Here is a 23,849-nt window from a genome sequence, read left to right as displayed (position 1 = left end):
TTGTAGGAATATGAACCCGCCGCAGCTTAGCGGCGAGCGCGTGAAAAAAAGGTCGAAGCCTTCATTCTTTGGCCAGCACACCGTCGATCACGGCACCGCGGCATCCGGCGAACATATCCAGATCCTGGTTGTAGACCTTGCTCTTGACCTCCAGCAGACCGAGCATCGAATGGAACAGGTTGTCCTGGCTCAAGGGCTGCTGACGGCTCAGCTGCAGGCAGTGGGTGTCCACCGAGAACGATTTTTGATAGGTGTCGGAGAACCAGGCCAGCATTGCGACATGCTTCTGTTGTTCCGGCGCCAGCAGGTAAGGCGTGCCATGAAGGAACAGGTTGTATTCGCCCAGGGACTCGCCGTGATCCGACAGGTACAGCATCGCGGTATCGACTTTGTCCTGATTGCTGCGCAACAGATCGATCAGGGTCGACAGCACGTGGTCGGTGTACACCAGGGTGTTGTCGTAACCGTTGACGATACTTTCGCGACTGCAATTGTTCAGCGCGTTGCTGTCGCAGACCGGGGTGAAGCGTTCGTACTCTTTCGGGTAGCGCTTGAAATACTCCGGACCGTGACTGCCCATCTGATGCAATACCAGGACCGTATCCTTATCCAGGGTATCGATGAAGTGCTGCAGGCCCTGCAGCAGAATTTCATCACGGCATTCACTGTTGGCGCACAGTACCGGGTCCTTGAGGTTGCTGACGTCCTGGAGGGTGACCCGATCGCAGGTGCCTTTGCAGCCCGATTGGTTATCGCGCCAGATCACGTCAAGACCGGCGCGCTTGAGTACGTCCAGCAAGCTCTCTTCGTTTTTCGCCTGGCTGGCGTTGTAATCCTTGCGGCCCATGTTGGAAAACATGCACGGCACCGACACGGCTGTTTCCGTGCCGCAGGAATGCACATCGGTAAAGGCGATCAGGCCGGCTTCTTTATCCAGTTTTGGCGTGGTATCGCGGTCATAGCCGAGGATGCCGAAATTTTCGGCCCGGGCGCTTTCGCCCACCACCAGTACGGTCAAGGATTTACGGGCATGGGTTTGCCAGGCCGGGGTTCTCTCGGCGTCTTCACCGACTTTGACAAAAGGTTGCTGCGCGGAAACCACTTGTTCACGCAAGTAGCTGGCCGAGGCACCGATGTAGTTACTCGGCACCACCATCAAACGCAACTCATGGTGATTGCGAAACAACGAAGACAAGCCCTGGTAGTTGATCAAGGCAACGCCGCCCAAGACCGCGACTGAAGCGGCACACACCAGCGCTTTACTTAACAGTTCGCGGTGCCAGCGGCGATAACTGATCGGTGTCTTCCATAACAACCACGACGGAAGAATGCCCAGCAACAGAATATAAACAAGTAGTTTTATCGAGAGTAAGTCGCGTACTTCCGTCGCATTGGTCTGTGCAAAGTTGCGCAGCATGCCAATGTCGATCATCACGCCATATTGACTCATGAAGTAAGCCACGCCGGCACTGACCATGAAGATCAGCGTCAGCAGCGGTTTCATCACGCCCCGGAACGCCAGCAAGGTCAGCACGAGGTTAAACGCGGCGAGGATCATCAGCCCGAACGCCACGCGTATGAGCAGGCCTTTGCCGTCAGACGCGGTGATTGCAAACAGGTGTTGCCAGAGCACCAGATTGAACGCCGTCAATAACAAGGCGCTGGCAATCAGTGTCACCCACTCGGGGCGCACGGCTTTAATCTTCAACATGATGATTGGCTGTTCCTGAAAAGAAGTGCCGTCGGCAAATGTGAAAATTTCATTTACCGCGACAACACAAATTTTAAGCAGGCAACCATCAATTTTTTGTGAAAAAGAAGCCAACGATTAGTTGGCTTCGGGGATTAGCGCTTAACTTTTAACTTATTTGAGAATAGTTCAGGTTCTGTTCAGGCTTGATGCAAATACCAGCGCCAGTCCTGCTCACCGACTTCCCCCATGAATTGTCGGTATTCGGCACGTTTCACCGCCAGATAAACCCCAAGAAACTCGGCGCCGAACGCCTCCCGCGCCCAGCTCGAACCTTCCAGCGCCCGCAACGTCGTCAGCCAGTCCGTCGGCAACAGTTTCGTCGCCTGGGCGTAACCATTGCCCTCCACCGGTGCGCCTGGGTCGAGTTGCTCGCGAATGCCGCGATGGATACCCGCCAGGATCGCCGCCGCCGCCAGATACGGGTTGGCGTCGGCGCCACAGATACGATGCTCGATATGCCGCGAGAACGCCGGCCCGCCGGGCACACGCAAACTCACGGTGCGATTGTCCACGCCCCAGGTCACCGCCAGCGGCGCGTAGCTGTTGGTCTGGAAACGGCGGTACGAGTTGGCGTTGGGACAGAACAGCAACAACGAATCGAGCAACGTGCCGAGCATCCCTGCGACTGCCTGTTTCAGCAGCGGGGTGCCATCCGGGGCTTCGCTGGCGAACAGGTTGTTGCCGTCCTTGTCCGCCAGGCTGACGTGCATGTGCATCCCCGTGCCCGCCAGGTCATCGAAGGGTTTGGCCATGAAGCATGCCGTCATCCCGTGCTTGTGTGCCACGCCCTTGACCAGCCTTTTGTAACGCACCGCTTCGTCCATCGCCTGCAAGGCGTCAGTGCGGTGTTCGAGGGTGATCTCCACCTGCCCCGGCGCGTATTCGGAAATCGCCGTGCGCGCCGGAATGCCCTGGAGTTTGCAGGCGCTGTAGAGGTCGGCCAGGAACGGTTCGATCTGCTCCAGCTCACGCAAGCCGTAGACCTGGGTCCCACGCGGCCTCCCGCCATCGACATCCCGCGCCGGCTGCGGCCGTCCGTTGCTGTCGCGCTGCTGATCCAGCAGGTAGAACTCCAGCTCCGCCGCCATGACCGGGTAATAGCCGTCGGCCTGCAAACCTTCGATGACTTTCGCCAGCAGATGCCGTGGATCGGCAATGGTCGCGGGCATGCCCTCTTTCGGGTGCATGCTGACCTGCACCGCCGCGGTCGGAATCAATCGCCATGGCATGCGCGTCAGACTGCCGCTGATCGGGTAGGCCCGGCAATCGATATCACCGACGTCCCAGACCAGCCCGGAATTTTCCACGTCATCACCGTTGATGGTCAGGCCGAGGATGGTGCTCGGCAAAGGCCGCCCGCTTTCATACACCGCCAGCAACTCATCGCGGTGCAGCAACTTGCCCCGGGGTACGCCGTTGTTGTCGAGGATGAACAACTCGAACATCTCGATATCCGGGTTCTGCTCGAGGAAGGTCAAGGCTTCTTGTGTGGAGGCGAAGGAGGTCGTGGCACAACTCATGGGCATTCTCTTGTATTCGCGTCAGGCAAACGCACAGGCGCTGCCGATTTGATCCCGGCGCACAGCACGGGACCTGTAGGAACAATCAACGGAAAAGGCAGGAGTCCGGCGGGCGCGCGTGACGACAGTGCCACAGCGCCCAAAAGGCGAGTTCGGAAGGGAGTGCGACCGGACTATCGTCCATAGAGAAGACCGCGGTAAACAGATGAGCGGCAGCGTCACACGGGTGGTCAAGTCGTTAAATCGGGATTTGAAGAACTTTGGGTGTGGGTTGGCTAAACATTCACAGTCCCTGTAGGAGCGAGCTTGCTCGCGATGGTCTTTAACGATAACGCGTGCTTACTAGCTAAACGCGGCGCTCTTAACGTCCATCGCGAGCAAGCTCGCTCCTACAGGGTGCTGTGTTCCGACAGTAATATTTAATTTCTAGATACCACCCCGGACATTTTGATTTGCGGCCTCCACCCCTCCAGCGCCTAATCGGCTCCTTGTCATACAAGGTCCGATTGATGGAAAACGTCCGCGCAACCTCCCGCCCTGCCCTCTGGCTGATGGCCGGCATCATTCTCGTAGCCCTGAACCTGCGCCCCTCCATGGCCGCCGTCGGTCCTTTGTTATCCGCCATTCGCGGCGACATCGCGCTGAGTTTCAGCCTGGCCTCGCTGCTGACCATGCTGCCAGTGATGGCGATGGGGCTGGCGATGTTCTTCGGTCTCCGGGTCAGCCAACGACTCGGGGAACAACGTACCGTGGTGCTCTCGTTGCTGATTATCGGCATCGCCACCGTGTCGCGCCTGTTCCTCGATTCGGCGGTCGAACTGATCCTCAGCGCCGTGCTGGCCGGTATCGGTATCGCGCTGATCCAGGCCGTGATGCCGGCGCTGATCAAATCCCGCTTCAGCGATAACGTATCCGTGTGCATGGGCCTCTACGTCACCTCGATCATGGGCGGCGCCGCCATCGCCGCGTCTTTCGCCCCCCTTGTGATGGCGCGGACCGGCAGTTGGCGCGTGGGCCTGGCGATCTGGGCGGCGCTGGCGCTGGTGGCGTTGCTGGTCTGGGGCGGCCGGCGCTCAGGGATGCCGACGCCGGTTTCGGCGTCATCACCTGACGCATCCTTCTTCGGCAATTCCCGCGCCTGGTTGCTGGCGCTGTTCTTTGGCCTCGGAACAGCGTCCTACACCTGTGTGCTGGCCTGGCTGGCGCCGTACTACGTGGAAAAGGGCTGGAGCGAACAGAACGCCGGGTTGCTCCTGGGTTTCCTGACCGCCATGGAAGTGTTGTCCGGCCTGTTGACGCCGGCCATCGCCAACCGCAGCCGCGACCGACGCCTGGTGCTGGTGGTGTTGCTGGCACTGATCATGGCCGGGTTCTGCGGGCTGATTCTCGGCCCGCAACACCTGAGCCTGTTATGGCCGTGCCTGTTGGGGCTGGGCATCGGCGGGCTGTTTCCGATGAGCCTGATCGTGTCGCTGGATCACCTGGACAACCCCCGGCGAGCCGGTGGACTGACCGCCTTCGTACAAGGCATCGGCTACCTGATCGCCGGTCTCTCGCCGCTGTTGGCCGGGATGATCCGCGATCAACTCGGCAGCTTCGAGTGGGCCTGGTGGTCACTGACCGGCGTCACGGCGCTGATGATCCTGATGGTCTTGCGCTTCGATCCACGGCACTACGCCAGACACATCAGCTAATCTGGAACGGGCGATCGGGGTCATGCATTGGCACGCGACCACTGTCCATGCCCAGGCGCCGCGCAATGCTTGCCGCCTTGCAAAAGCTCAAGGCTTATGGCAACCGCCTCACAACTATCAGCGAAACTTCCCACAAGGCATTTTCCTGACACCATCGTTCCGCTAGGATCTTGCGCACACGTTTGCGCATGTTCAGCGCAAGGAACGCAGCGAGATGGAATGGATGCTGAACAGCAATTTGCTTAGAAAGCTCGACATGCAAGACCTCATGGTGTTTGTCGCCGTGTACGAGCAAAGCAGCGTCACCAGTGTCGCCGAGACACTCTGCGTCAGCCAGTCCACCGTGAGCTATTGCCTGAAAAAGCTGCGCACCAGTTTCGAAGATGAGCTGTTCATCAATACCCGCGCCGGCATGCGCCCCACCGGCAAAGCCAGCACCATGTACTCCCACGTGCTGAAAATCCTCGAAAGCATCAACCTGTGTCACGCCGGCGCCCAGACGTTCGACCCGACCTTGCAGTCCATCACGTTCAACATCTGTGCCCCGGAGTACTTCGAGCAACTGATCCTGCCGCGCCTGCTGAAACGCTTGGATTTCGCCGGCCTGCCGGTGATGATCAACATGCACAAGCTCGAAACCGACATCCCGACCGAGGCACTGCGCGATGGCAGCCTGGACCTGGTGATTTGCTTCGGCCCCCACTTCCATCGCAGCCACAGCGACCTCAACTCCCGGGTATTGCTGGAGGATGACCTGGTCTGTGTCTTCGATAAGCGCGCCCCACCGCTGGAGCTGCCGCTAAGCCTGCAAGCCTACGTCGCCCGCCGGCATGTGTTTCCGACACCCTGGACGTCCAACACCAACATGGTCGATGGCTGGCTGGCGCAGCAGGCGCAAAAACGGCAAATCGTCGCCCGCGCCAATAGCTACAGTGCGGCGCTGAAACTGATCACCGGCACCGACTTCATCGTGACCCTGCCCCGACGCATCCAGCCATTGCTGGCCAGCGAGGCGATCTTCAAGCATTGCGAAGCGCCCGTCGGCTTGCCGGGGTTCACCCTCGATATGCAGTGGAGCCAAAGTGCTGACCAGGACAGCGCCAATACCTGGTTGCGCAAGCAAGTGACCCAGGCCTGCATCGAGCAGGAAAAGGCCTGAGACTCAGTGACCAATGGCAATCTTGGTGTAGGACTCACGATCGATGTCGAGAATTTCCACGGCCAGCTGGACTTCAATGCCCGTTGGCCATTGACACAGGTCCTGCACCACCGCCAGCAGGCTGTCCGACAACTGCTTCTTGATCTGCCCTGAGCGACCACTCAATAACGCCAGCTTCACATGCACGAACGCCCGCTCAGTCAATGCAGTACCGACCTTGAACGTCTCGACCTTTACCGCCCGGCTCTTGATGTCGAATTCGGCAGCGAACTGACCGGAAGCCACCAGCGCATTGTTGAGCCGGATCAATGCCACGTCGGCATTCAGCTCAGGCAGGTTGGCGGTGTATTCCATGTGCAGATGAGGCATGACGGTGCTCCTGAAAGTGGGCGGAAGGGTCGTAGATATAACACAGCGGTGCCCTGCTCACTCTGGCAGCGGCAACATCGCGCGCTCACCCATGAATGCCTCCAGCCGCGACCGCAACCAGCGCTCGGCCGGATCGGTATCGACATGGCTGAGCCAGACCATCGACAGGTCCAGGGTCGGCGCCTGGAACGGAATGGGTTCCCTGAACAGCACCCCGGACGCGGCCATCGCCTCGGCGGTGTAATCCGGCAGGCTGGCAATCAGATCAGTCCCGGCGAGCAAGGCCGGCAATGAACTGTATTGCGGCACCGAGAGCACCACATGGCGCGTCCGGCCAATCTCCGCCAGCCACTCATCGGCATAACCGCTGACATTGGCGGTGTGGGACACCAGCACGTGGGGACGCTGGCAATATTCATCGAGGGTCAGCGGCGTATCGGACGCATCGGCGCGCAATATATTGGGCTGGATATGCCGCAGCAACTTGCGCTTGGCATTGGCCGGCAACCCGCGGGTCTGGCTGATGCCGACGGTGATATCACCGGACGCCAGCAAATCCGGAATCCGCCAGTAATCGACATGCTGCACCACGAACACCACCTTCGGCGCTTCCTGGCGCAAGGCCCGCAGCAACGGCGGCAGCAGGCCAAACTCGACATCGTCCGACAGCCCGATACGGAACGTCATGGTGCTGCTGATGGGGTCGAAATCATGGGTCAGGCTCAAGGCCACCGACAACGAATCCAGCGCCGGCGAGAGGTGCCGAATAATCTCCTCGGCCCGCGCCGTCGGCTCCATACGATGGCCGACGCGAATGAACAGCGGATCGTTGAACATCACACGTAAGCGATTAAGGGCCGAACTGATGGTCGGCTGACCGAGAAACAACTTCTCCGCCACGCGCGTGACATTGCGTTCGAGCATCAAGGTCTCGAACACTACCATCAGGTTGATATCGGCCTTGCGTAGTTCATTGCGATTCATCCACTGATCCCGATCCCTGTATCTGCCGACAGTTTAGGTAGGTGTCGCAATCGGCGTCTATGCGACCAAGTGAATAGGTTGATGCAGTTTGCGTTTAATGTCCGAAAGCGGCCTGATACCGGTTCACTGATTTTTCTGCCGAGTTGAATCGTCAGCGGGTAGGACCGGAGGAGATTCGGGCATCAGCGACGCATCTTCATCAGGCGTTGTCTGAGGTTGAGCCACTACCGTCGGAGTGACCGGATCAGGGAAAGGCAGGAAAAGTCGGACAATCCATCCGATCAGTGACAGAAGCCCGAAGGTAACGAAGCCAAAGATCAGCCCGACAACCAAAATGCTCAGGGGGTGGATTTGCTCTGCGTCAGGGCTTTCCAGCATGTAGCGAGAAGCCTGGACAGCCGCGTACAGGCAGGCCGCCACGGCTGCCAGCAGCTTTACGACCAACCAGAGCCGTTGCCCTCTGTTCATGCATATCCCCGTCGTCAGGTGATTTGCTCTGTATTGCATGATAGCTAATGAGTTGGACGCGCCTTCTCTTGATCTGAAAAACAACAAAACCCCATAACTTGTCCAGCTACGGGGCTTTTCTATGTATTACGTTATTCAGACGTATCGACAATCGCCCGCAGGATCGGCTCGATGCTGACAAGCATGGGAACTCCTCCCCTGGTATCGGACCCGCTCAGGGATTGAAAACCCAAAGACTCGTAATACGAAACTGCATTCGGCGCCGCGTCCAGATACAAACCTCTGATAGGCACCTCGTTGTGAACCTTGGCCGCCTGGATGAATGTATGTCTCAGGATTTCCTGACCAATTCCAAGCCCCTGATATCGACGATCCACACCAAACATCACCATCCGCACCACGGGCAACTGAGACGGCAGGTTCGATTTTTTGATGGCCGATTTCGCTAGCGTCCTGTCAATGTGCCCCAGCGTGAGCGTACCAAAGCCAACGACTTCGCTCGCAGGGTTAATCGCACCAATCCCCCGGATGTTTTCGCTCTTCAAGGCACGCTTCAAACCGCTTTTGTAGTACTCGTCCATCATGGCAAGCCCACAATCGAAATCTTTCAGATAAAGGTAAGTCTCAAGACGAACCTGCAGATGGTTGTCGATTTCATAAGCCGGAGTCGCTTTTGTCCCCATGCTTCCCTCTCATCAGGTTCAGTAGCCCAGGCGTTGGAGCCGTATCCTCGTTAAGGATCTCCAGGGCTCGGGCATAGGCTTGTTCCGACACTTCGATACGTCGATGTTTTTCCATCACCTCCTCCGCCTTCTCAAAGGCAGACGAAATAATGAAAGAAGTCATATCAAGCCCCGAGATTGAAGCGGCCTTGCGGATGAACTCCTTGGCGACGTCCGTGGTTTTGAGTTCAAGCCGTGCATTTTTTGGTGCTTTGAGAATTTCGTTAATTTCCAGCATGGGATGTCCCCGTTTTCAGAGCGCCTATATCCTTACTGAGTGTCATTTTATTGCATCCCCAGCTTTAGAAGCGTGAGCAAGCTCTTGAGCTCTGCCCCTAATAGAGGCCTTTAGCAATGTACGGATATTAGACGTATAGCCAGACAAGCGTCAACCTCCATCCGTACAATAGCCGTACGTATCAGGCAGGCGCTGGCCTAGGTGTGCAATGCAGTTTCAGATAAGCCTCCTTAGCTGCAACGACCGGATTCAAATTTGCAGCGTCCCCCTTACCAAGGCTTCCAGCCTGGGCAAAATACTCGCTTCGTCATTGCCCAAAATGGCAATCGAAGAACCCTGTAACCCTGCCGACGAAGCGGCGGCTGCGTCGCCGGCCAACGCCACCGGGCACGTAACGCCCATTTGAAGGGCACGCAGACGCTGGTGCGCATCGGCCTGCAGTGGCACCTGGACCCATAACACCAGCGCAGCGGGCTGAATGGCCTTACACAGCAACGGCAGTTCTTCCAGGGGCTGGCCCGTGCCCAGCACCTCGATGCGCAGCTGGTCATTACTCATCAACAAACCGGCGCACAACAGCTCCAGTTCGTGCGCATGGCCCGAGCCGTCCGCCAGCAGCACGCAAGCACCGTTGCTCGGGTTCATCTGCAGTCGCAACAACATCCGCGCACGCAAGAAGGCGTCCAGGAACAGCCACTGACTGCGTCGGCCGAATGCATTGCCAGATGCCAGGCTGCGCCAGACAGGCAGCAGAACAGCCTCCAGTACCGTAGCCTTCGGATAGATCGTGAATAGTTGCCCGTGGAGGCGCTCCAGCTCTGCGCCATCAAAAGCCTGCGTGGCACGATGAACTGCCTCTTGCCACTGGACCAGGGGGGATTCGGCCGAGCCTGATACAGCGAGCCCGGGCGTGTCCTGCTGCCGGACGAGCAGAGCGCCTATCTTGCTGATGGGCAGACCCCGGCTGGTCCAGAGCATGATGCTACGTATATGTTCGATGTCCTGTTGCGAATACAGGCGATGCCCTCCCACAGTGCGTACTGGTCGGATCAGCCCGTGGCGGCGCTCCCATGCCCGCAGGGTGATCGGGTTGACGCCGGTCAGGCTGGCGACTTCCCGCATGGGGAGCAAGACGTCGTCGGAGGCGGATTCGATGGGCTCGGTCATTAAAAGTCGTTGCATCCTGAGTGTGTCGGCATTCTAAACCAGGCATGACACTTTTAAACCAGCACCAATCGTTGTCCGGCGTCCCTGCGCCCTGCCATCTAGGCATGGCTGTCGCTGACGACTACGCTGTTGGACAAACCCCCGAACCCCAGCGAGCCCGGACAATGATTGACGCCAAACTCCTGCAACTTATGGTCGAAGCCTCCAATGACGGCATCGTCGTGGCCGAGCAGGAAGGCGATGACAGCATCCTCATCTATGCCAACCCTGCCTTCGAGCGCCTGACCGGCTACAGTGCCGACGAAATTCTCTACCAGGATTGCCGGTTCCTGCAGGCAGACGATCATGATCAGGTCGGCCTCGAGGCAATTCGCGATGCCATCCGCCGCGGCCAGCCCTGCCGTCAGGTGCTGCGCAACTATCGTAAGGATGGCAGCCCGTTCTGGAACGAGCTGTCTATCACTCCCGTGCACAATGATGCCGACCAGTTGACCTACTACATTGGCATTCAGCATGACGTCAGCGACAAGATTGCCGCTCTGGAAAGGATTCAGTCACTCGAGACCGAAGTGGCCGAGCTTCGCCTTCAATTGGCAAGGCTTGGTGGCTAAAGACGGATAGCGCTAGACCGACACAAAAAGTGTACAAGAATATTGACTTGTACAATTTTCGACGTAGGCTTCAGACAAACCTGTACAATTATTTCGAATTGTACAATTTTGCCTGGAGCCTGCCATGTCTGCATATCTCCGCCATTTTGCTGACACGTTCATAACGCTGAACGCTGATCGCCTGGGCCAACTGGGCGAGCTATACAGCAACGACGTTCAGTTTCGTGATCCGTTGCATCAGCTTGATGGCTTGCCGGCACTGCACACTTACTTTGAAAAACTGTACACCAACGTCCAAGAAATCCGCTACGACATCCTCGACGTGGATGAAACCGCCCCCGGCCACGGTTATCTGCGCTGGAACCTGCATTTCCGTCATCCGCGCCTGTCCCGCGGCCAGCTGATCAGTCTGCAAGGCTGCAGCCACCTGCGCTGGGCGACACATGTCTACCTGCACCACGACTACTTCGATGCCGGCGCCCTGCTCTACGAGCACGTCCCGGTTCTTGGCGGGGTGATCGGCTGGATCAAGGGAAGGCTCGCATGAGTCGCTGCTGGCTGACAGGGGCCAGTAGCGGCCTTGGTGCTGCCCTGGCTGAATTGCTGCTGGAGCAAGGCCATGCGGTGGCCTTGGGGGGCCGGCGGGCGGAGGCACTGATGCCGCTCGTGCTGCGCCACCCTCGGGCCCTGCTTGCTACCGGCGACGTGACTGACCCACGACAGGTCGCGGCTATCTGCGAGGATATCGAGCATGCGTGGGGCGCACTCGACCTGGTGATCCTGAACGCCGGCACCTGCGAATACCTTGTGCCGGGCAGGTTCGAGGCCGAGACCGTCGAGCGCGTGATGCGCACTAACCTGCTGGGGGTCAGTTACTGCCTGGAGGCGGCACTGCCACTGCTGCGCCGCGGGCACCGGCCACACCTGGTGGTGATCGGCAGCTCGGTGACCTGGCTGGCGCTGCCCCGGGCTGGCGCCTATGGCGCGTCCAAGGCGGCCCTGCGTTATCTGGTCGAGTCACTGCGCCTGGATCTGCACGCCGAAGGCATCGATGTAACGCTGGTCAGCCCAGGCTTCATCGACACCCCCCCTGACCCGGCGCAATGCCTTTGCCATGCCACAACTCTGGACGTCCGACCGCGCCGCGCGGCATGTGGTCGCGCGCCTGACGCGCCGACCGTTGGAGATCAACTTTCCACTTCTTTTCACTCTCGTCCTGCGCCTGCTCGGCGCCCTGCCAGCGCGTTGGCGCCTGGCCCTGGGCCGTCGCCTGGCGCGAACCGAACAGGAATAGCGACACATGCGCATCGCCATCATCGGTAGCGGGATCTCTGGGCTGACCTGTGCCTATCTGCTGTCACGTCGCAACGAGGTGACCGTGTTTGAAGCAGCCGACTGGATCGGCGGCCATACCCATACTGTCGACGTCCAATGGCAGGGCCAGCGTTATGCCGTGGACACCGGTTTCATCGTCTTCAACGACTGGACCTACCCCAACTTCATCCGTTTGATGGATCGTCTGGGCGTCGTCTCGCGCCCTACCGAGATGAGCTTTTCCGTCAACGATCCGGACAGCGGCCTGGAATACAACGGCAATAACCTCGACACCCTCTTCGCCCAGCGCGGCAATCTGCTGTCGCCGGGCTTCTGGGGAATGTTGCGCGATATCGTGCGCTTCAATCGCCAGGCGGTGGCCGACCTGGATGGCCACCGCATCGAGCCAGGCATGAGTCTTGGCGATTACCTGCACACGCGAAGTTACGGGCAGCGTTTCATCCATCACTATATCGTCCCTATGGGCTCGGCCATCTGGTCGGTATCAAGGGCCGATATGCTGCGCTTCCCGCTGCACTTCTTCGTCCGATTCTTTCGTAACCATGGCCTGCTCTCGATCAGCCAACGGCCACAGTGGCGAGTGATCGAGGGTGGCTCGCGCAGCTACGTGGAGCCGTTGTGCAAGACCTTCGGCGAGCGCATTCGGCTCAATTGCCCGGTGACGAGCGTCCACCGGGACGACACCGGCGTGGAGATCACCAGCGCCGCAGGCCAGGAGCGCTTCGACAAGGTCGTGTTCGCCTGCCACAGCGACCAGGCTTTGGCGCTGCTGGAGCAACCTTTGATCGCCGAGCGCGAGGTGCTTGGCGCCCTCACCTATGCCGCCAATGAAATAGTGCTGCACACCGACACCCGCCTGCTGCCCTGCCGGCGCAAGGCCTGGGCCAGCTGGAACTATCGCCTCGGCGGACCCGCCCACGCCCCGGCGGCCGTGACCTACAACATGAACATTCTGCAAGGCCTCGACGCCCCGGTGACCTTCTGCCTGAGCCTCAATCAGGGCGACTGCGTGGACCCGTCGCAAGTGCTGGCACGCTTCAATTACGCCCATCCCCAATACAGCCTGGCCGCCATGGCGGCCCAGGCGCGCCAGGGTGAGCTGCAGGGGAACCGGCACAGCTATTTCTGCGGCGCTTACTGGGCAAACGGCTTCCATGAGGATGGCGTGGTCAGCGCACTGGACGTCGCACAAAGGTTCGGGGAGCGCCTGTGAACAGCAGCCTTTGCTACGGTTGGGTCAGCCACCGGCGCCTGGCGCCGCGGTTCCATGGTTTCCGCTATCGCAGCGGCATGTTTTACCTGGACCTGGACGAACAGGAACAGCTGCTGGGCCTGTCCCCGCTGCTCGGTGCTTCTCGCCTGGCGCCGCTGTGCTGGCGAGAAACCGATTACCTGCCGGCCTGGACCCGTCGCGGCATACCCTTGAAGGACGCGGTGCGCGAAGTGGTGGCCAAGGCCCTGGGCCAGGCACCGGACGGCGCCATTCATTTGCTGACCCAGCCGCGCAGCTGGGGAATCTCGTTCAATCCGGTCAGTTTCTACTTTTGCCACGACAGCGACGGGCACCTGGCGGCAATTGTGCTGGAAGTCCGCAACACCCCCTGGCGTGAGCGCTTTCACTACGTGTTGTCGGTGCTGCCCGGTCAGCCCCGGCAGTTCTCGGTCAGCAAGGCCTTCCATGTCTCGCCGTTCCTGCCGATGGACATGCAGTACCACATGCGCTTCCACATCGATGGCGAGCACCTGCGCATCCACATGGAAAACCGCCGCGAAGGGCAAACAGTCTTCGAGGCCGACCTGGCCCTGCGCCGCCAGCCGCTGGATGCCGGCGCCCTGCGACGCCACGTACTGGCCTTCCCCTGGATGAGCCTGCGCACCCTCACCGCCATTTACTGGCAAGCCATGCGCCTGTTGCTCAAGCGCACCCCGCTCTACACCCACACGTCCAGTAAGAGCAGCCAAGACCTTGGCCATCACGTCCACGAGGAGCCCGAGCATGTCCGATCCAACTCTGAGCGTTAGCAAATCCTTTAGCCTGGCGCCACTATTCGGCGGCCTGGCCAGAAGCGCCGTGCTCACTCAGCTGCGCAACCTGCGCCAAGGCCGTCTGCGCCTGATCTGCCAGGACCGGGAGTGGCTGTTTGGCGATGTCGGCAGCGCGCTGCACGCCGAGGTCGAGATCTTCGACGAGGCAGCCTGGGGCATGGTGGCGGCCAACGGCTCGATCGGTGCCGGCGAAGCTTACATCCACGGCTACTGGCGCACTCCGGACCTGGCCGCGGTCACCCGCCTCTTCGTCGCCAACCTCGAGGTGCTCGACGCCCTTGAAGGCGGGCTGGCCCGCCTGGGCCGTCCGGTCCTGCGCCTGCTGCATTGGTTCAATCGCAACAGCCGGCGCGGCTCGCGGCGCAACATCCTGGCCCATTACGATCTGGGCAATGCCTTGTTCGAGCGGCTGCTGGACCCGACCATGATGTACTCGGCAGCCATGTTCGACAGTCTGGAGCAGAGCCTGGAGCAGGGCCAACTGAACAAGCTCGAGCGTATCTGCGACAAACTCGCGCTGCGCCCCGACGATCATCTGCTCGAGATCGGTACCGGATGGGGTAGCCTGGCGATCCATGCCGCCACCCGGCACGGCTGCCGAGTGACCACCACCACGTTGTCCGAGGCGCAGTACGCCCATACCCTGCAGCGCGTCCGCGATCTTGGCCTGCAAGAGCGCATTACCGTCCTGCGCGAGGACTACCGCGACCTTGGCGGACGCTTCGACAAGCTGGTCTCGATCGAAATGATCGAGGCGGTCGGGCACCGCTATCTGCCGGTTTACTTCCGCCGCTGCGCGTCGCTGCTCAAGGATGACGGCTTGATGCTGCTGCAGGCCATCACCATCCGCGACCAGCGCTATGAACAGGCCCGGCGGTCGGTGGATTTCATTCAACGGCATATCTTTCCCGGCGGTTCCCTGCCCTCCCTGAGCGTCATGCTGCAGACCGCCAGTCGGCATACCTCTTTGAACCTGGTGCACATGGAGGACTTCGGCCTGGACTATGCGCGGACCCTGCAGCACTGGCGCGACAACTTGCGTCAGTCGCGCACCGCGTTGGTCGAGCTGGGCTATGACGATACCTTTCAGCGCCTGTGGGAGTTCTACCTGTGTTACTGCCAAGGCGGTTTCGAGGAGCGCGCGATCGGCGTCGCGCAACTGCTCTGGGCAGCCCCGGCCGCACGTCGCGCATCGCTGCCGGGCGGCTGATATGAGCCGGGCCTGGCTGATCGGTAACGCGCTATGGATGCAGGCCGCCTGGTGGGCTTGCGTGCTGAGCGAGCGGCATCCTTGGCTGCTACTGCCGGTGGTGGCCGGCCTGTTGGTGCATGTGGCTGCTTGCCCTCGGCCGGGCGAAGAAGCAATCACTCTGGCCTGCGTGGGGATGGCAGGTTGTTTACTGGATGCCGGCCTGGGTGCGCTGGGCGTTTTCGATTTTGCCCAGCGCCCCCTACCCTTGTGGCTGGCCGTGCTGTGGCTGGTGTTGGCCAGTGGGCTTCGCCACAGCCTGGCCTGGGCTCGACGTCCCCTCTGGTACGGGGCGCTACTGGGCCTGTGCGGCGCACCTCCGGCTTACATCGCCGGTGCTACGCTGGCCGGTGTTGGCCTGCCTTGGGGCACTCTCGGCACGGTCCTGCTGCTCGCGCCGTTGTGGGCTGTATGGATGCCGCTTGTCCTGCGCCTGGCTGCACCCCGCTGACAAGCAACTGCCTTCGAATGCGTGAACATCCTCTGCTTTGGCCGGTTATCGAGGGTTCACGGAAGCGCCTCCGGCTGGCGGCGGAAGAACAGGATCACTTGTCCCAACTCGACGCCAAGCTTGCTCATGCTCGAGCGATTGATCATCGTGTCTTCGTCCATCAGGTACATCCAGTCGTCCAGATCCACTTCCCAATGCCTGCCGTCAACCGGCAGGTCAAGACGATAGCGCCAGCGCAGCGCGTTGCCAGCGACCTCGCCCCTGGCCTCTCCGATTACGTCGTCCGCACGACCACGCCAATGCCCGGCGCCGGTCTGTTCCAGCGTCCAGACGCGCCGCTGACGCGTGCCATCGCTGTAGAGAAAACGCTCGTCGAGGATCAGCTGCCGGCCCTCGACGCGGCTTTCGATCCGGACATGGAAACGCTTGACCACCTCGCCCGAGCGATTCTGGAACAGACCCCAAGCCTGTACCGGCCGGGAGAAGAACGCCACCAGATCCAGGGCCGGTCGCTCCTTTGCATAGTGCTCCACGCCAATGTTGTTACAGCTGACCAGCAACAGGCTAACGAGCAGTACCAGTATTTGACGCATCTCAACCTCCTCACTCCGCCGATCCGGGCATCCCCAGCAGTTGTTGACGCAATTGCTTATCCCGGGTGCGCGGATCGAGCCAGATGCCGAAGAAGGCGCGGGCGAATGCAGGGTCCTCGACCCGCCGGCGCAGTTGGCCGTCGACGAAGAAAGTGCAGCCAAAGCCTGGATGGTAGACCCCGGTAATCCGCATTCCGGGCCGCACATCGACGAAGGCGCCACGCATTTCACGGGACCAGCGTTGGAGCGTTGAGTCCTCTGGACGAGCCCCTGCCATGCGACGCATTTCCTTGAGACTGGCCTCCACCAGCGTGTCCCTGGAAAAGGCACGGTGATAAGTCAGTTCGAGCGCAAAGGGCTGATCCCAGGTCAGCGGCAACCCAGCGCTCCACAAGCGCGCGGTGTATAGATTTACGCCGAACCAGGTGAAGTCGCCGCTGCCCACCAGACGCCCATCGGGCAGCGCGGGACGCCAATCCGCCCAGGCAGGTACAGCGAGTACCAGTGCGAAGAGCAAGGATCTCGACAGACGATGTGCGAGAAAGCGTCTGGAATCAGCCACGTTCATCAACGCCTCGACCTTTTTTAAAATTCTATACAAGACTAGCTTAATGTATAGTTTTTACGCGATCAAAAGAGAACATGTACAATTTTTTGCGTATGCATTTGGTGCCCAGCCGATCAGCGCAGTGATGAGTCAGATCAATGATTGGGCATTCGAGTCGTCCAGGCCGGGGCTGCCGCTGGCTGACAACGTCATCCCGCAGGAAGACCTACAGGACCAGCCCGCCCTGTTCGAGTCGACACTCGGACCTGAGCCAGAACAAACCAAGTTGTCCGAGCCGGAGCTGCCGACCCTGTTTTTCGGGTGCGCCACCCTAGGCCATTTCCTCAGGCATGCGCCTCACGATCAAGAACGTCAGCCACCCACTGATTGATACTTTTGCGAGCCAGTTGAGCTTTTACGGCAACGGTAGCGTGGAGCGCTGGCGCCAAACGAAGACTGAGATTGCCCGAATAAGGTTTCTGCGGCGTGCGACCGAGCTTGGCGCACGTATCCAGATAATCAGTGACGGCCTCTTCGAAGGCTGCTCGAAGCTCCCGTACTGACTCGCCATGAAAGCCAACGATATCCTTGATACCCGCGATGTGGCCGACAAACAGACCGTCTTCGTCGCTGTATTCAATTCGGGCGGCATAGCCTTGATAGTTCATTACGTTCATGGGGTGACTCCTGCTTGTTCAAGGAAAGCCCGCGCATCACGAACCTGGTAAGCCTTTGCTTCTTTGTCGGGGTGGGGCCGGTGAAAGGTAGCAACCACACCGTTCAGTTCGAAGCGTACCCGCGACCCATTGCCTTCAATGGTCTTGACACCAACCGCGCCAAAAAGCGACTCGATTCGCGCCCCAGAATATTCGGGTGACGAGCGATGAAGTTGTAGGCAAAATCCGAGAGTTATGTAAGGCGGTTCGTTTCCTGTGCTTTTGGGCAGGTTACCGCCTTGTTGGCCATATCTCGGCGGGATACTCTCCAGACGTCGCTGCACATTCAGCGACCGGGCTTGGTAACCCGGTGGAATATGGCGTAACAGCGCCTTCAACACGATTGCGGACGTTTTTCCTCATCTGCAATTTTGTTTATGGCGGCTGTGCGTGGGACGTCTTCGGATGTGCCGGTTTCCTTGATTCCCCGGTTTACCAACCTGCGTACAGCTGCCACCCATTCGCTTGGTATCGAATACGGCAGCTCCTCAAATCAAGGGATCTGAATAATGCACACCATAAATCCGCTCAAAATCCGAATTGACCTTCAAATCAATACCGGGTTGCTTAACACTCCATCGCTCTCCTTTCCCCACCGCTTCTCCGTCATGGGAGGTGGTGTATGACCGAACCAGAAGAAGCAAAAACTATCGGTTTCACCCCCATCTACTGCTCAGACAATGCACTGTTCCACGTCAGCGCAGGGGTGCCCATCAATGTTGCATTGGCACAGGCCTCTGATTTCCTTTTCTTGGCCAAGGCGCTCGCAGAGGACGCAGCTTACGCAAAAGACACCGACCGTCATGCTTGGGCCGCACACTATTTGACTGCAATGGGAAAAGCGCTGATCGATGATGTGGTTAAGGCTGTTTCGCCACGACCTACCTGGAAAGCTAAAAAGTCAGCAAAATAGCGGTCAGCCTCTCTCCGACAAGACTCGCGCTTTCTGGGGCCTCCAACTGCGGTTGAGAGCGTGCAGCTAAAAAACCCCCTATTACGAAACGCTAGAAACGAAAAAGCCCCGTAACTTTTCAGCTACGGGGCTTTTTCTATGTAATGGCGGAGAGATAGGGATTCGAACCCTAGGTACCGGTGAAGGTACAACGGATTTCGAATCCGTCCCATTCGGCCACTCTGGCATCTCTCCAACGGCGCGCATCATAACAACACTTTCGCCGGAAGCGAACCCCCTAAGCGAAATATTTCTGTGCTATCAGATGCTTGCGTCGATTAAAGCGGTACGCCCAGACGATTGGCGACTTCTTCGTAGGCTTCGATGACATCACCGAGGCCCTGGCGGAAGCGGTCCTTGTCCATTTTCTTGCCGGTGGCCTTGTCCCACAGGCGGCAGCCGTCCGGGCTGAATTCGTCGCCCAGGACGATGGAGCCGTCGGAGAACACGCCGAATTCGAGTTTGAAGTCGACCAGCAGCAGGCCGGCGTCGTCGAACAGTTTGCTCAGGACTTCGTTGACCTTGAGCGACAGTTCTTTCATGCGAACCAGTTGCTCGGCAGTGCCCCAACCGAAGGCCACGACGTGGGATTCGTTGATGAACGGGTCGCCCTTGGCGTCGTCCTTCAGGAACAGTTCGAAGGTGTACGGGTTGAGCTTCATGCCCTCTTCGACGCCCAGGCGCTTGACCAGGCTGCCGGCGGCGTAGTTACGCACGACGCACTCGACCGGGATCATGTCGAGTTTTTTCACCAGGCATTCGTTGTCGCCCAGCAGCTTGTCGAATTGGGTCGGCACGCCGGCGGCTTCGAGTTTCTGCATGATGAAGGCGTTGAACTTGTTGTTCACCATGCCTTTGCGGTCGAGCTGTTCGATGCGCTTGCCGTCGAACGCCGAGGTGTCGTTGCGAAACAGCAGGATCAAGCGGTCAGCGTCGTCGGTCTTGTAAACCGATTTGGCTTTGCCGCGGTAGAGTTCTTCACGTTTTTCCATGATGGGCTCCGCTTGCTAAGTAGGTGGGCTAGGCGATGTGTCGCCAGTCGAGCCCTGAATCTTGATCGGCCAGTTGCAGCCAGTCCGGGTCGCACCCGAGGGTGTCGACAAAACATTGCCGGGCCAGCTGCGGCAGGTTGTTCTTGCTGCTCAGATGGGCCAGGACCAGGTGTTGCAGGCCTTGCCAGCCCAACTCGGACACCAGGAATGCCGCCTGGTGGTTGTTCAAATGTCCCAGTTCGCCGCCTACCCGCTGCTTGAGAAAGTAGGGGTAGTGACCGCGAGCCAGCATGTCACGGCAATGGTTGGACTCGATCATCAATGCATCGAGGTCCCGATAGCCGTCCAGCACCTTGTTGCAATACGAGCCCAGGTCGGTCAACAGGCCGAAGCGCCGCTCACCGTCACTGAAGACGTATTGCGTCGGCTCTTGCGCATCGTGGGCCACGGCAATGACACCGATGCTCAGGTTGCCGATCTGCAGTTGCTCGCCGCCCGCCAGAAGGCCGGCCGGTTCAATCGGTTTGCGCATCCCGCGCAGTGTGCCGCGACTGAGGTAGACCGGCAGATTGTAACGCCGAGACAGTAAACCCACGCCATGCACATGATCGGCATGTTCGTGGGTCACGAGTATCGCGCTCAGTTGCGCCGGGTTTACACCCAGGCGCAACAGGCGTTTTTCGGTTTCCCGCAGGGAGAAACCACAATCCACCAGCACGTACGTGTCAGCGCTGGCTATCAGCGTGCCGTTCCCTTGGCTACCGCTGCCGAGAACGGCAAAACGCATGAGAGATCAGCCCAGGTTGTCCTGAATCACGCTCAACACTTTGCGCGCCACGTCAGCCGGCGCCACGGTGTTGATGTTTTTCTCGACGGTGACCTGGACGTTTTCGCCCACCTTGCTCAGGCGAACCTGATAACGCTCGGCACGGGCTTCGACGGCTTCCTTGTCCGGCGCGCTGCCGAACAGGCTGCTGAAGAAACCAGGCTTGTCGTCTGCCTTCTCGGCTTTTTCCGCCAGGTTGATGTAGTACAGGCCCAGGCTGCGGTTGATGTCTTCAACCCGCCATTCGCCCTGTTCCAGCGCACGACCGACGCTCGACCAGGCACGATCCAGGTCCGTACCGACGTTCAGCACAGGGTTGCCGCTGCCGTCTTCGCTCAGGCTGACGCGACTTGGCGTATCGAAATCACGGGAAGCCAGCATGGAGACCGAACCGCCCTTCTCCGACGTGCGGCTCATGCTTGCGAGCATGTCGTCGACCAGTGCCGCGTCCAGGCCAGTGTTGACCGAACGGTTGGTGAAGGCCACGTCGGCGGTGCTGCCGGCAGGACGCTGGGCGCTGACCACATAGACTTCACTGGTATTGCGCTGCACGCCAGGTTCGATGCGGACCCGCACGCGCGATTCGCTGTCGGTACCGACACCGGCGGCGCTCAGGCGCTTGGCCATCGCGGCCGACAGTTCGTCGGAATGCTGCCAGGTGGTGGTGAATTCACCGGTTTGCGGGCGCTGTTCGTCCAGACGGAAACCATTGTCCTGGAAGAACTGCACGGCCACTGGCCAGACTTCGGCCGGCGGGCTCTGGGCCACGATCCAGCGCGTGTCACCGGTCTTCTGCAGCGAGTAGGCGCCAGCGGCGTCGGCTCCGGCGGTCAGCGGCTGCGGACGCGGCACGACGTATTCGCCCTTGGCGGTGTCGTCGGCCACGTTGCGCGGGATCGGCAACAGGGGATCCAGACGCTTGGCGGTGTTGACGTCCGGCGGCAATTGCATCGGTGCAGTCTGTTGCGCTTCCAGGTAATCGCTGCCACGGTCACGGAAATAACCTTCCGGGCCCCAGACCCATCCACAGCCACTGGTGCTGGAGATAATCAAGGCAAGTGCGGAAAGTCCGGCCAATCGCTTCATGCGTAGTGCTTCCTCAATTAAACCAGGACGCCGGACTGGCGCATGGCCTGCCGCAGCGGTTCGTGACAGGCAGCGCTGAGCCAGGTGAGCGGCAGACGGATACCGTCCGGCATCAAGCCCATTTCATGCAGCGCCCATTTCACGGGAATAGGGTTGGATTCGATAAACAGGGTTTTATTGAGCGGCATCAGCTTTTCGTGGATCGCGCGGGCCGTGACGGCATCGCCCTTCAGCGCGGCATTGCACATGTCGGCCATGTCGCGCGGCGCGACGTTGGCGGTCACCGAGATATTGCCTTTGCCGCCCAGCAGCATCAGCTCGACCGCGGTGGCGTCGTCGCCGGATACCACCAGGAAGTCCTTGCTGACGCCGTCGATGATGGCTTTGGCACGGGACATGTCGCCGGTGGCTTCCTTGATGCCGATGATGTTTTTCACGGTCGACAGGCGGATCACGGTGTCGGCCAGCATGTCGCACGCGGTGCGGCCAGGCACGTTATACAGGATCTGCGGGATGTCGACGGCTTCGGCGATGGCCTTGAAGTGCTGGTACAGGCCTTCCTGGGTCGGCTTGTTGTAATACGGAGTCACCAGCAGGCAGGCATCGGCGCCGGCGATCTTCGCATTGGTGGTCAGCTCGATGGCTTCACGAGTCGAGTTCGCGCCAGTCCCGGCGATCACCGGAATGCGCCCTGCAACCTGCTTCACCACGTAACGAATCACTTCGATGTGCTCGTTCACGTCAAGGGTGGCCGATTCACCTGTAGTGCCGACCGCCACGATGGCGTGGGTGCCGTTTTGCAGGTGAAAGTCCACCAGTTTGCTCAGGCTGTCCCAGTCGAGACGACCTTGTGCATCCATGGGTGTGACCAGTGCCACCATACTGCCCGCAATCATGCAACCGCTCCTGCCGGAAAAAGAGAGCGGTAATGGTACTGGCGCCAAGATGCTTGTACAAGCGAAGTACTGCGCTGCTGCCATTCCCCTTGGCGCTGCTTTTCGCTACCCTTCAGACTTTGATCGGTACTGATAAGCTCGCAAGCCGGGTTCCAGCCTCCATTTTCGGCATCACAAGCCCCGATCCAGCGTTGCCGCCCTTCGCTCTTGCCACTCTGGAGCAGGTTGCAACCTTCAGGCCCGGGTTTTCTGAATTCGCATCCGCAGGCTCGCCCCGGCAAAAAAGCCCATAAAAGTATCGACCGCTCATCGCTTTAGGAATGCTGCATGTCCACCCCCACAGTTCGCGAACAATTCCTTGTCATCAGTGCCCTCGGCGCCAACCCCATGGAGCTGACTAACGTCCTGTGCCGCGCCAGCCATGAAAACCGCTGCGCCGTGGTTACCTCTCGCCTGACCCGTCATGGCGAGTGCAGTGCGTTGGTCCTCGAGATCTCCGGCAGCTGGGACGCCCTGGCGCGCCTGGAAGGCAGCCTGTCGAGCCTCGCCAAGAAGCACGCCTTCACCGTCAATGTGGTGCGCAGTGCGGCGCTGGAGAATCGCCCCCAGGCCCTGCCGTACGTCGCTTATGTCAGCTCGGCCTACCGCTCGGACATCATCAACGAGCTGTGCCAGTTCTTCATGGACCACAACGTCGAGCTGGAAAACCTGACCTGCGACACCTATCAGGCACCCCAGACCGGCGGCACCATGCTCAATGCCACGTTTACCGTGACCTTGCCGGCCGGCGTGCAGATCAGCTGGCTGCGCGATCAGTTCCTGGATTTCGCCGACGCGCTGAACCTGGACGCCCTGATCGAACCGTGGCGCCCACAAAACCCAATGTAAGGAAGCTTTCATGGCCGTTGCCATCGACCAACCGGTTGCCGATTTCGAAGCACCCGCCACCAATGGGCAGACCGTCAGCCTGGCGGGCCTCAAAGGCAAGCAGGTGGTGATTTACTTCTATCCGAAGGACAGCACGCCGGGCTGCACCACCCAGGGCCAGGGCTTTCGTGATCAGCTTGACGCCTTTAAAGCGGCCAATACCGAAGTCTTCGGCGTGTCCCGCGACAGCCTGAAATCTCACGAGAACTTCAAGGCCAAGCAGGCTTTCACCTTCGAGCTGATCAGCGACAAGGAAGAAGCGCTGTGCCAGCTGTTCGACGTGATCAAGTTGAAGAAGCTGTATGGCAAGGAATACATGGGGGTTGATCGCAGCACGTTCCTGATCGATAAGGATGGGGTGCTGCGTCAGGAATGGCGGGGGGTGAAGGTGCCGGGGCATGTGGATGCGGTTCTGGCGGCTGCCCAGGCGCTCGATAAAGCCTGATTCATCTGGCGTCTGTTCGGACGCCTTCGCTGGCAAGCCAGCTCCTACAGGGTTGTGTCGTGCCAAATCGTGCGATCGACGCAAACCTGTAGGAGCTGGCTTG

General features: G+C 59.8%; 27 protein-coding genes, 1 tRNA gene and 1 pseudogene. 12 read left to right on the top strand and 17 right to left on the bottom strand.

Translation table 11 applies throughout. The features are described 5' to 3' along the window. Nucleotides 1-61: 61 nt before the first annotated feature. Entirely contained in the window at nucleotides 62-1,711 is a 1,650-nt protein-coding gene (locus tag BZ163_RS17920; protein WP_128872017.1) for a phosphoethanolamine transferase, read from the bottom strand. A gap of 179 nt (nucleotides 1,712-1,890) precedes the next feature. Further along, complete coding sequence (locus tag BZ163_RS17915) at nucleotides 1,891-3,273, bottom strand: glutamine synthetase family protein (RefSeq protein ID WP_128872016.1); 1,383 nt, start codon at nucleotides 3,271-3,273, stop codon at nucleotides 1,891-1,893. Between the two features lie 509 nt (nucleotides 3,274-3,782). Between BZ163_RS17915 and BZ163_RS17910 the strand changes: the two genes are divergently transcribed. Both BZ163_RS17910 and BZ163_RS17905 read left to right on the top strand, forming a co-directional pair. Next, nucleotides 3,783-4,967: a cyanate transporter gene (locus tag BZ163_RS17910; RefSeq protein ID WP_128872015.1), complete on the top strand. Its 1,185-nt coding sequence runs from the start codon at nucleotides 3,783-3,785 to the stop codon at nucleotides 4,965-4,967. Nucleotides 4,968-5,190: 223 nt separating this feature from the next. Next, nucleotides 5,191-6,126, top strand: coding sequence for a LysR family transcriptional regulator (locus BZ163_RS17905; protein ID WP_128872062.1), 936 nt, complete (start codon nucleotides 5,191-5,193; stop codon nucleotides 6,124-6,126). A 3-nt stretch (nucleotides 6,127-6,129) separates the two neighbouring features. Here the strand turns inward: BZ163_RS17905 and BZ163_RS17900 are convergent, their stop codons facing one another. The 6 genes from BZ163_RS17900 to BZ163_RS17875 all read right to left on the bottom strand — a co-directional run bounded on the left by BZ163_RS17900 (nucleotide 6,130) and on the right by BZ163_RS17875 (nucleotide 10,062). Beyond that, nucleotides 6,130-6,495 (bottom strand): 5-carboxymethyl-2-hydroxymuconate Delta-isomerase, encoded by a 366-nt coding sequence (locus BZ163_RS17900; protein ID WP_128872014.1) that lies wholly within the window; start codon nucleotides 6,493-6,495, stop codon nucleotides 6,130-6,132. A gap of 57 nt (nucleotides 6,496-6,552) precedes the next feature. Next, nucleotides 6,553-7,479, bottom strand: coding sequence for a LysR substrate-binding domain-containing protein (locus BZ163_RS17895; RefSeq protein WP_128872013.1), 927 nt, complete (start codon nucleotides 7,477-7,479; stop codon nucleotides 6,553-6,555). Nucleotides 7,480-7,602: 123 nt separating this feature from the next. Further along, complete coding sequence (locus BZ163_RS17890) at nucleotides 7,603-7,947, bottom strand: hypothetical protein (RefSeq protein ID WP_128872012.1); 345 nt, start codon at nucleotides 7,945-7,947, stop codon at nucleotides 7,603-7,605. 131 nt (nucleotides 7,948-8,078) lie between these two features. Next, nucleotides 8,079-8,630, bottom strand: a complete 552-nt coding sequence (locus BZ163_RS17885; protein ID WP_128872011.1) for a GNAT family N-acetyltransferase — start codon at nucleotides 8,628-8,630, stop codon at nucleotides 8,079-8,081. Next, entirely contained in the window at nucleotides 8,602-8,907 is a 306-nt protein-coding gene (locus tag BZ163_RS17880; RefSeq protein ID WP_128872010.1) for a DUF1778 domain-containing protein, read from the bottom strand. The genes BZ163_RS17885 and BZ163_RS17880 overlap by 29 nt, the downstream gene beginning before the upstream one ends. Before the next feature lie 249 nt (nucleotides 8,908-9,156). Beyond that, entirely contained in the window at nucleotides 9,157-10,062 is a 906-nt protein-coding gene (locus BZ163_RS17875; RefSeq protein ID WP_371916818.1) for a MerR family transcriptional regulator, read from the bottom strand. Between the two features lie 176 nt (nucleotides 10,063-10,238). Between BZ163_RS17875 and BZ163_RS17870 the strand changes: the two genes are divergently transcribed. The 7 genes and pseudogenes from BZ163_RS17870 to BZ163_RS17840 all read left to right on the top strand — a co-directional run bounded on the left by BZ163_RS17870 (nucleotide 10,239) and on the right by BZ163_RS17840 (nucleotide 15,766). Continuing rightward, nucleotides 10,239-10,685 (top strand): PAS domain-containing protein, encoded by a 447-nt coding sequence (locus BZ163_RS17870; protein WP_128872008.1) that lies wholly within the window; start codon nucleotides 10,239-10,241, stop codon nucleotides 10,683-10,685. Between the two features lie 124 nt (nucleotides 10,686-10,809). After that, the gene (locus BZ163_RS17865) at nucleotides 10,810-11,232 is read left to right on the top strand and encodes a nuclear transport factor 2 family protein (protein WP_128872007.1); all 423 of its coding nucleotides are present in this window, start codon (nucleotides 10,810-10,812) and stop codon (nucleotides 11,230-11,232) included. Further along, nucleotides 11,229-11,979: pseudogene (locus BZ163_RS17860) on the top strand (SDR family NAD(P)-dependent oxidoreductase). Before BZ163_RS17865 ends, BZ163_RS17860 begins: the two are co-directional and overlap by 4 nt. A gap of 6 nt (nucleotides 11,980-11,985) precedes the next feature. Then, nucleotides 11,986-13,233, top strand: coding sequence for an NAD(P)/FAD-dependent oxidoreductase (locus BZ163_RS17855; RefSeq protein WP_128872006.1), 1,248 nt, complete (start codon nucleotides 11,986-11,988; stop codon nucleotides 13,231-13,233). Continuing rightward, the gene (locus BZ163_RS17850; RefSeq protein WP_128872005.1) at nucleotides 13,230-14,042 is read left to right on the top strand and encodes a DUF1365 domain-containing protein; all 813 of its coding nucleotides are present in this window, start codon (nucleotides 13,230-13,232) and stop codon (nucleotides 14,040-14,042) included. Before BZ163_RS17855 ends, BZ163_RS17850 begins: the two co-directional genes overlap by 4 nt. Further along, the gene (locus tag BZ163_RS17845) at nucleotides 14,017-15,276 is read left to right on the top strand and encodes a cyclopropane-fatty-acyl-phospholipid synthase family protein (protein ID WP_128872004.1); all 1,260 of its coding nucleotides are present in this window, start codon (nucleotides 14,017-14,019) and stop codon (nucleotides 15,274-15,276) included. The genes BZ163_RS17850 and BZ163_RS17845 overlap by 26 nt, the downstream gene beginning before the upstream one ends. Before the next feature lies 1 nt (nucleotide 15,277). Next, nucleotides 15,278-15,766, top strand: a complete 489-nt coding sequence (locus BZ163_RS17840) for a DUF2878 domain-containing protein (RefSeq protein WP_128872003.1) — start codon at nucleotides 15,278-15,280, stop codon at nucleotides 15,764-15,766. Between the two features lie 56 nt (nucleotides 15,767-15,822). Here the strand turns inward: BZ163_RS17840 and BZ163_RS17835 are convergent, their stop codons facing one another. From BZ163_RS17835 to BZ163_RS17820, 4 genes are all read right to left on the bottom strand, one after another. Further along, complete coding sequence (locus tag BZ163_RS17835; protein WP_128872002.1) at nucleotides 15,823-16,359, bottom strand: DUF3833 domain-containing protein; 537 nt, start codon at nucleotides 16,357-16,359, stop codon at nucleotides 15,823-15,825. Nucleotides 16,360-16,369: 10 nt separating this feature from the next. Next, nucleotides 16,370-16,927, bottom strand: coding sequence for a chalcone isomerase family protein (locus tag BZ163_RS17830; protein WP_128872001.1), 558 nt, complete (start codon nucleotides 16,925-16,927; stop codon nucleotides 16,370-16,372). Nucleotides 16,928-17,250: 323 nt separating this feature from the next. Next, nucleotides 17,251-17,583, bottom strand: coding sequence for a type II toxin-antitoxin system HicB family antitoxin (locus BZ163_RS17825; RefSeq protein ID WP_128872000.1), 333 nt, complete (start codon nucleotides 17,581-17,583; stop codon nucleotides 17,251-17,253). Continuing rightward, the gene (locus BZ163_RS17820; RefSeq protein ID WP_218190524.1) at nucleotides 17,580-17,759 is read right to left on the bottom strand and encodes a type II toxin-antitoxin system HicA family toxin; all 180 of its coding nucleotides are present in this window, start codon (nucleotides 17,757-17,759) and stop codon (nucleotides 17,580-17,582) included. The genes BZ163_RS17825 and BZ163_RS17820 overlap by 4 nt, the downstream gene beginning before the upstream one ends. Before the next feature lie 485 nt (nucleotides 17,760-18,244). Between BZ163_RS17820 and BZ163_RS17815 the strand changes: the two genes are divergently transcribed. Continuing rightward, complete coding sequence (locus BZ163_RS17815; protein ID WP_128871999.1) at nucleotides 18,245-18,535, top strand: DUF3077 domain-containing protein; 291 nt, start codon at nucleotides 18,245-18,247, stop codon at nucleotides 18,533-18,535. A 144-nt stretch (nucleotides 18,536-18,679) separates the two neighbouring features. Here BZ163_RS17815 and BZ163_RS17810 read toward each other — a convergent pair. The 5 genes from BZ163_RS17810 to dapA all read right to left on the bottom strand — a co-directional run bounded on the left by BZ163_RS17810 (nucleotide 18,680) and on the right by dapA (nucleotide 22,374). After that, nucleotides 18,680-18,769, bottom strand: a tRNA-Ser gene (locus BZ163_RS17810). An 83-nt stretch (nucleotides 18,770-18,852) separates the two neighbouring features. Continuing rightward, nucleotides 18,853-19,566: a phosphoribosylaminoimidazolesuccinocarboxamide synthase gene (gene purC / locus BZ163_RS17805; RefSeq protein ID WP_007898671.1), complete on the bottom strand. Its 714-nt coding sequence runs from the start codon at nucleotides 19,564-19,566 to the stop codon at nucleotides 18,853-18,855. Between the two features lie 28 nt (nucleotides 19,567-19,594). Continuing rightward, nucleotides 19,595-20,353 carry an MBL fold metallo-hydrolase gene (locus BZ163_RS17800; protein WP_128871998.1) on the bottom strand — a complete coding sequence of 253 codons (759 nt, stop codon included), beginning with the start codon at nucleotides 20,351-20,353 and terminating at the stop codon, nucleotides 19,595-19,597. Between the two features lie 6 nt (nucleotides 20,354-20,359). Next, nucleotides 20,360-21,478: an outer membrane protein assembly factor BamC gene (bamC, locus tag BZ163_RS17795; protein WP_128871997.1), complete on the bottom strand. Its 1,119-nt coding sequence runs from the start codon at nucleotides 21,476-21,478 to the stop codon at nucleotides 20,360-20,362. A 17-nt stretch (nucleotides 21,479-21,495) separates the two neighbouring features. Then, nucleotides 21,496-22,374, bottom strand: coding sequence for a 4-hydroxy-tetrahydrodipicolinate synthase (gene dapA, locus BZ163_RS17790; RefSeq protein ID WP_128871996.1), 879 nt, complete (start codon nucleotides 22,372-22,374; stop codon nucleotides 21,496-21,498). A 327-nt stretch (nucleotides 22,375-22,701) separates the two neighbouring features. Here dapA and BZ163_RS17780 point away from each other — a divergent pair, with 327 nt between their 5' ends. Together BZ163_RS17780 and BZ163_RS17775 are read left to right on the top strand one after the other, a co-directional pair. Further along, complete coding sequence (locus BZ163_RS17780; protein ID WP_019692529.1) at nucleotides 22,702-23,262, top strand: glycine cleavage system protein R; 561 nt, start codon at nucleotides 22,702-22,704, stop codon at nucleotides 23,260-23,262. A 10-nt stretch (nucleotides 23,263-23,272) separates the two neighbouring features. Beyond that, nucleotides 23,273-23,746: a peroxiredoxin gene (locus BZ163_RS17775; protein WP_128871995.1), complete on the top strand. Its 474-nt coding sequence runs from the start codon at nucleotides 23,273-23,275 to the stop codon at nucleotides 23,744-23,746. Nucleotides 23,747-23,849: the final 103 nt, after the last annotated feature.

This window comes from Pseudomonas sp. VI4.1 (assembly GCF_002029345.1).
Taxonomy (GTDB): domain Bacteria; phylum Pseudomonadota; class Gammaproteobacteria; order Pseudomonadales; family Pseudomonadaceae; genus Aquipseudomonas.
The sequence above is the reverse complement of the archived record's forward strand: the minus strand, read 5'-3'. Positions and strand labels throughout refer to the sequence as shown.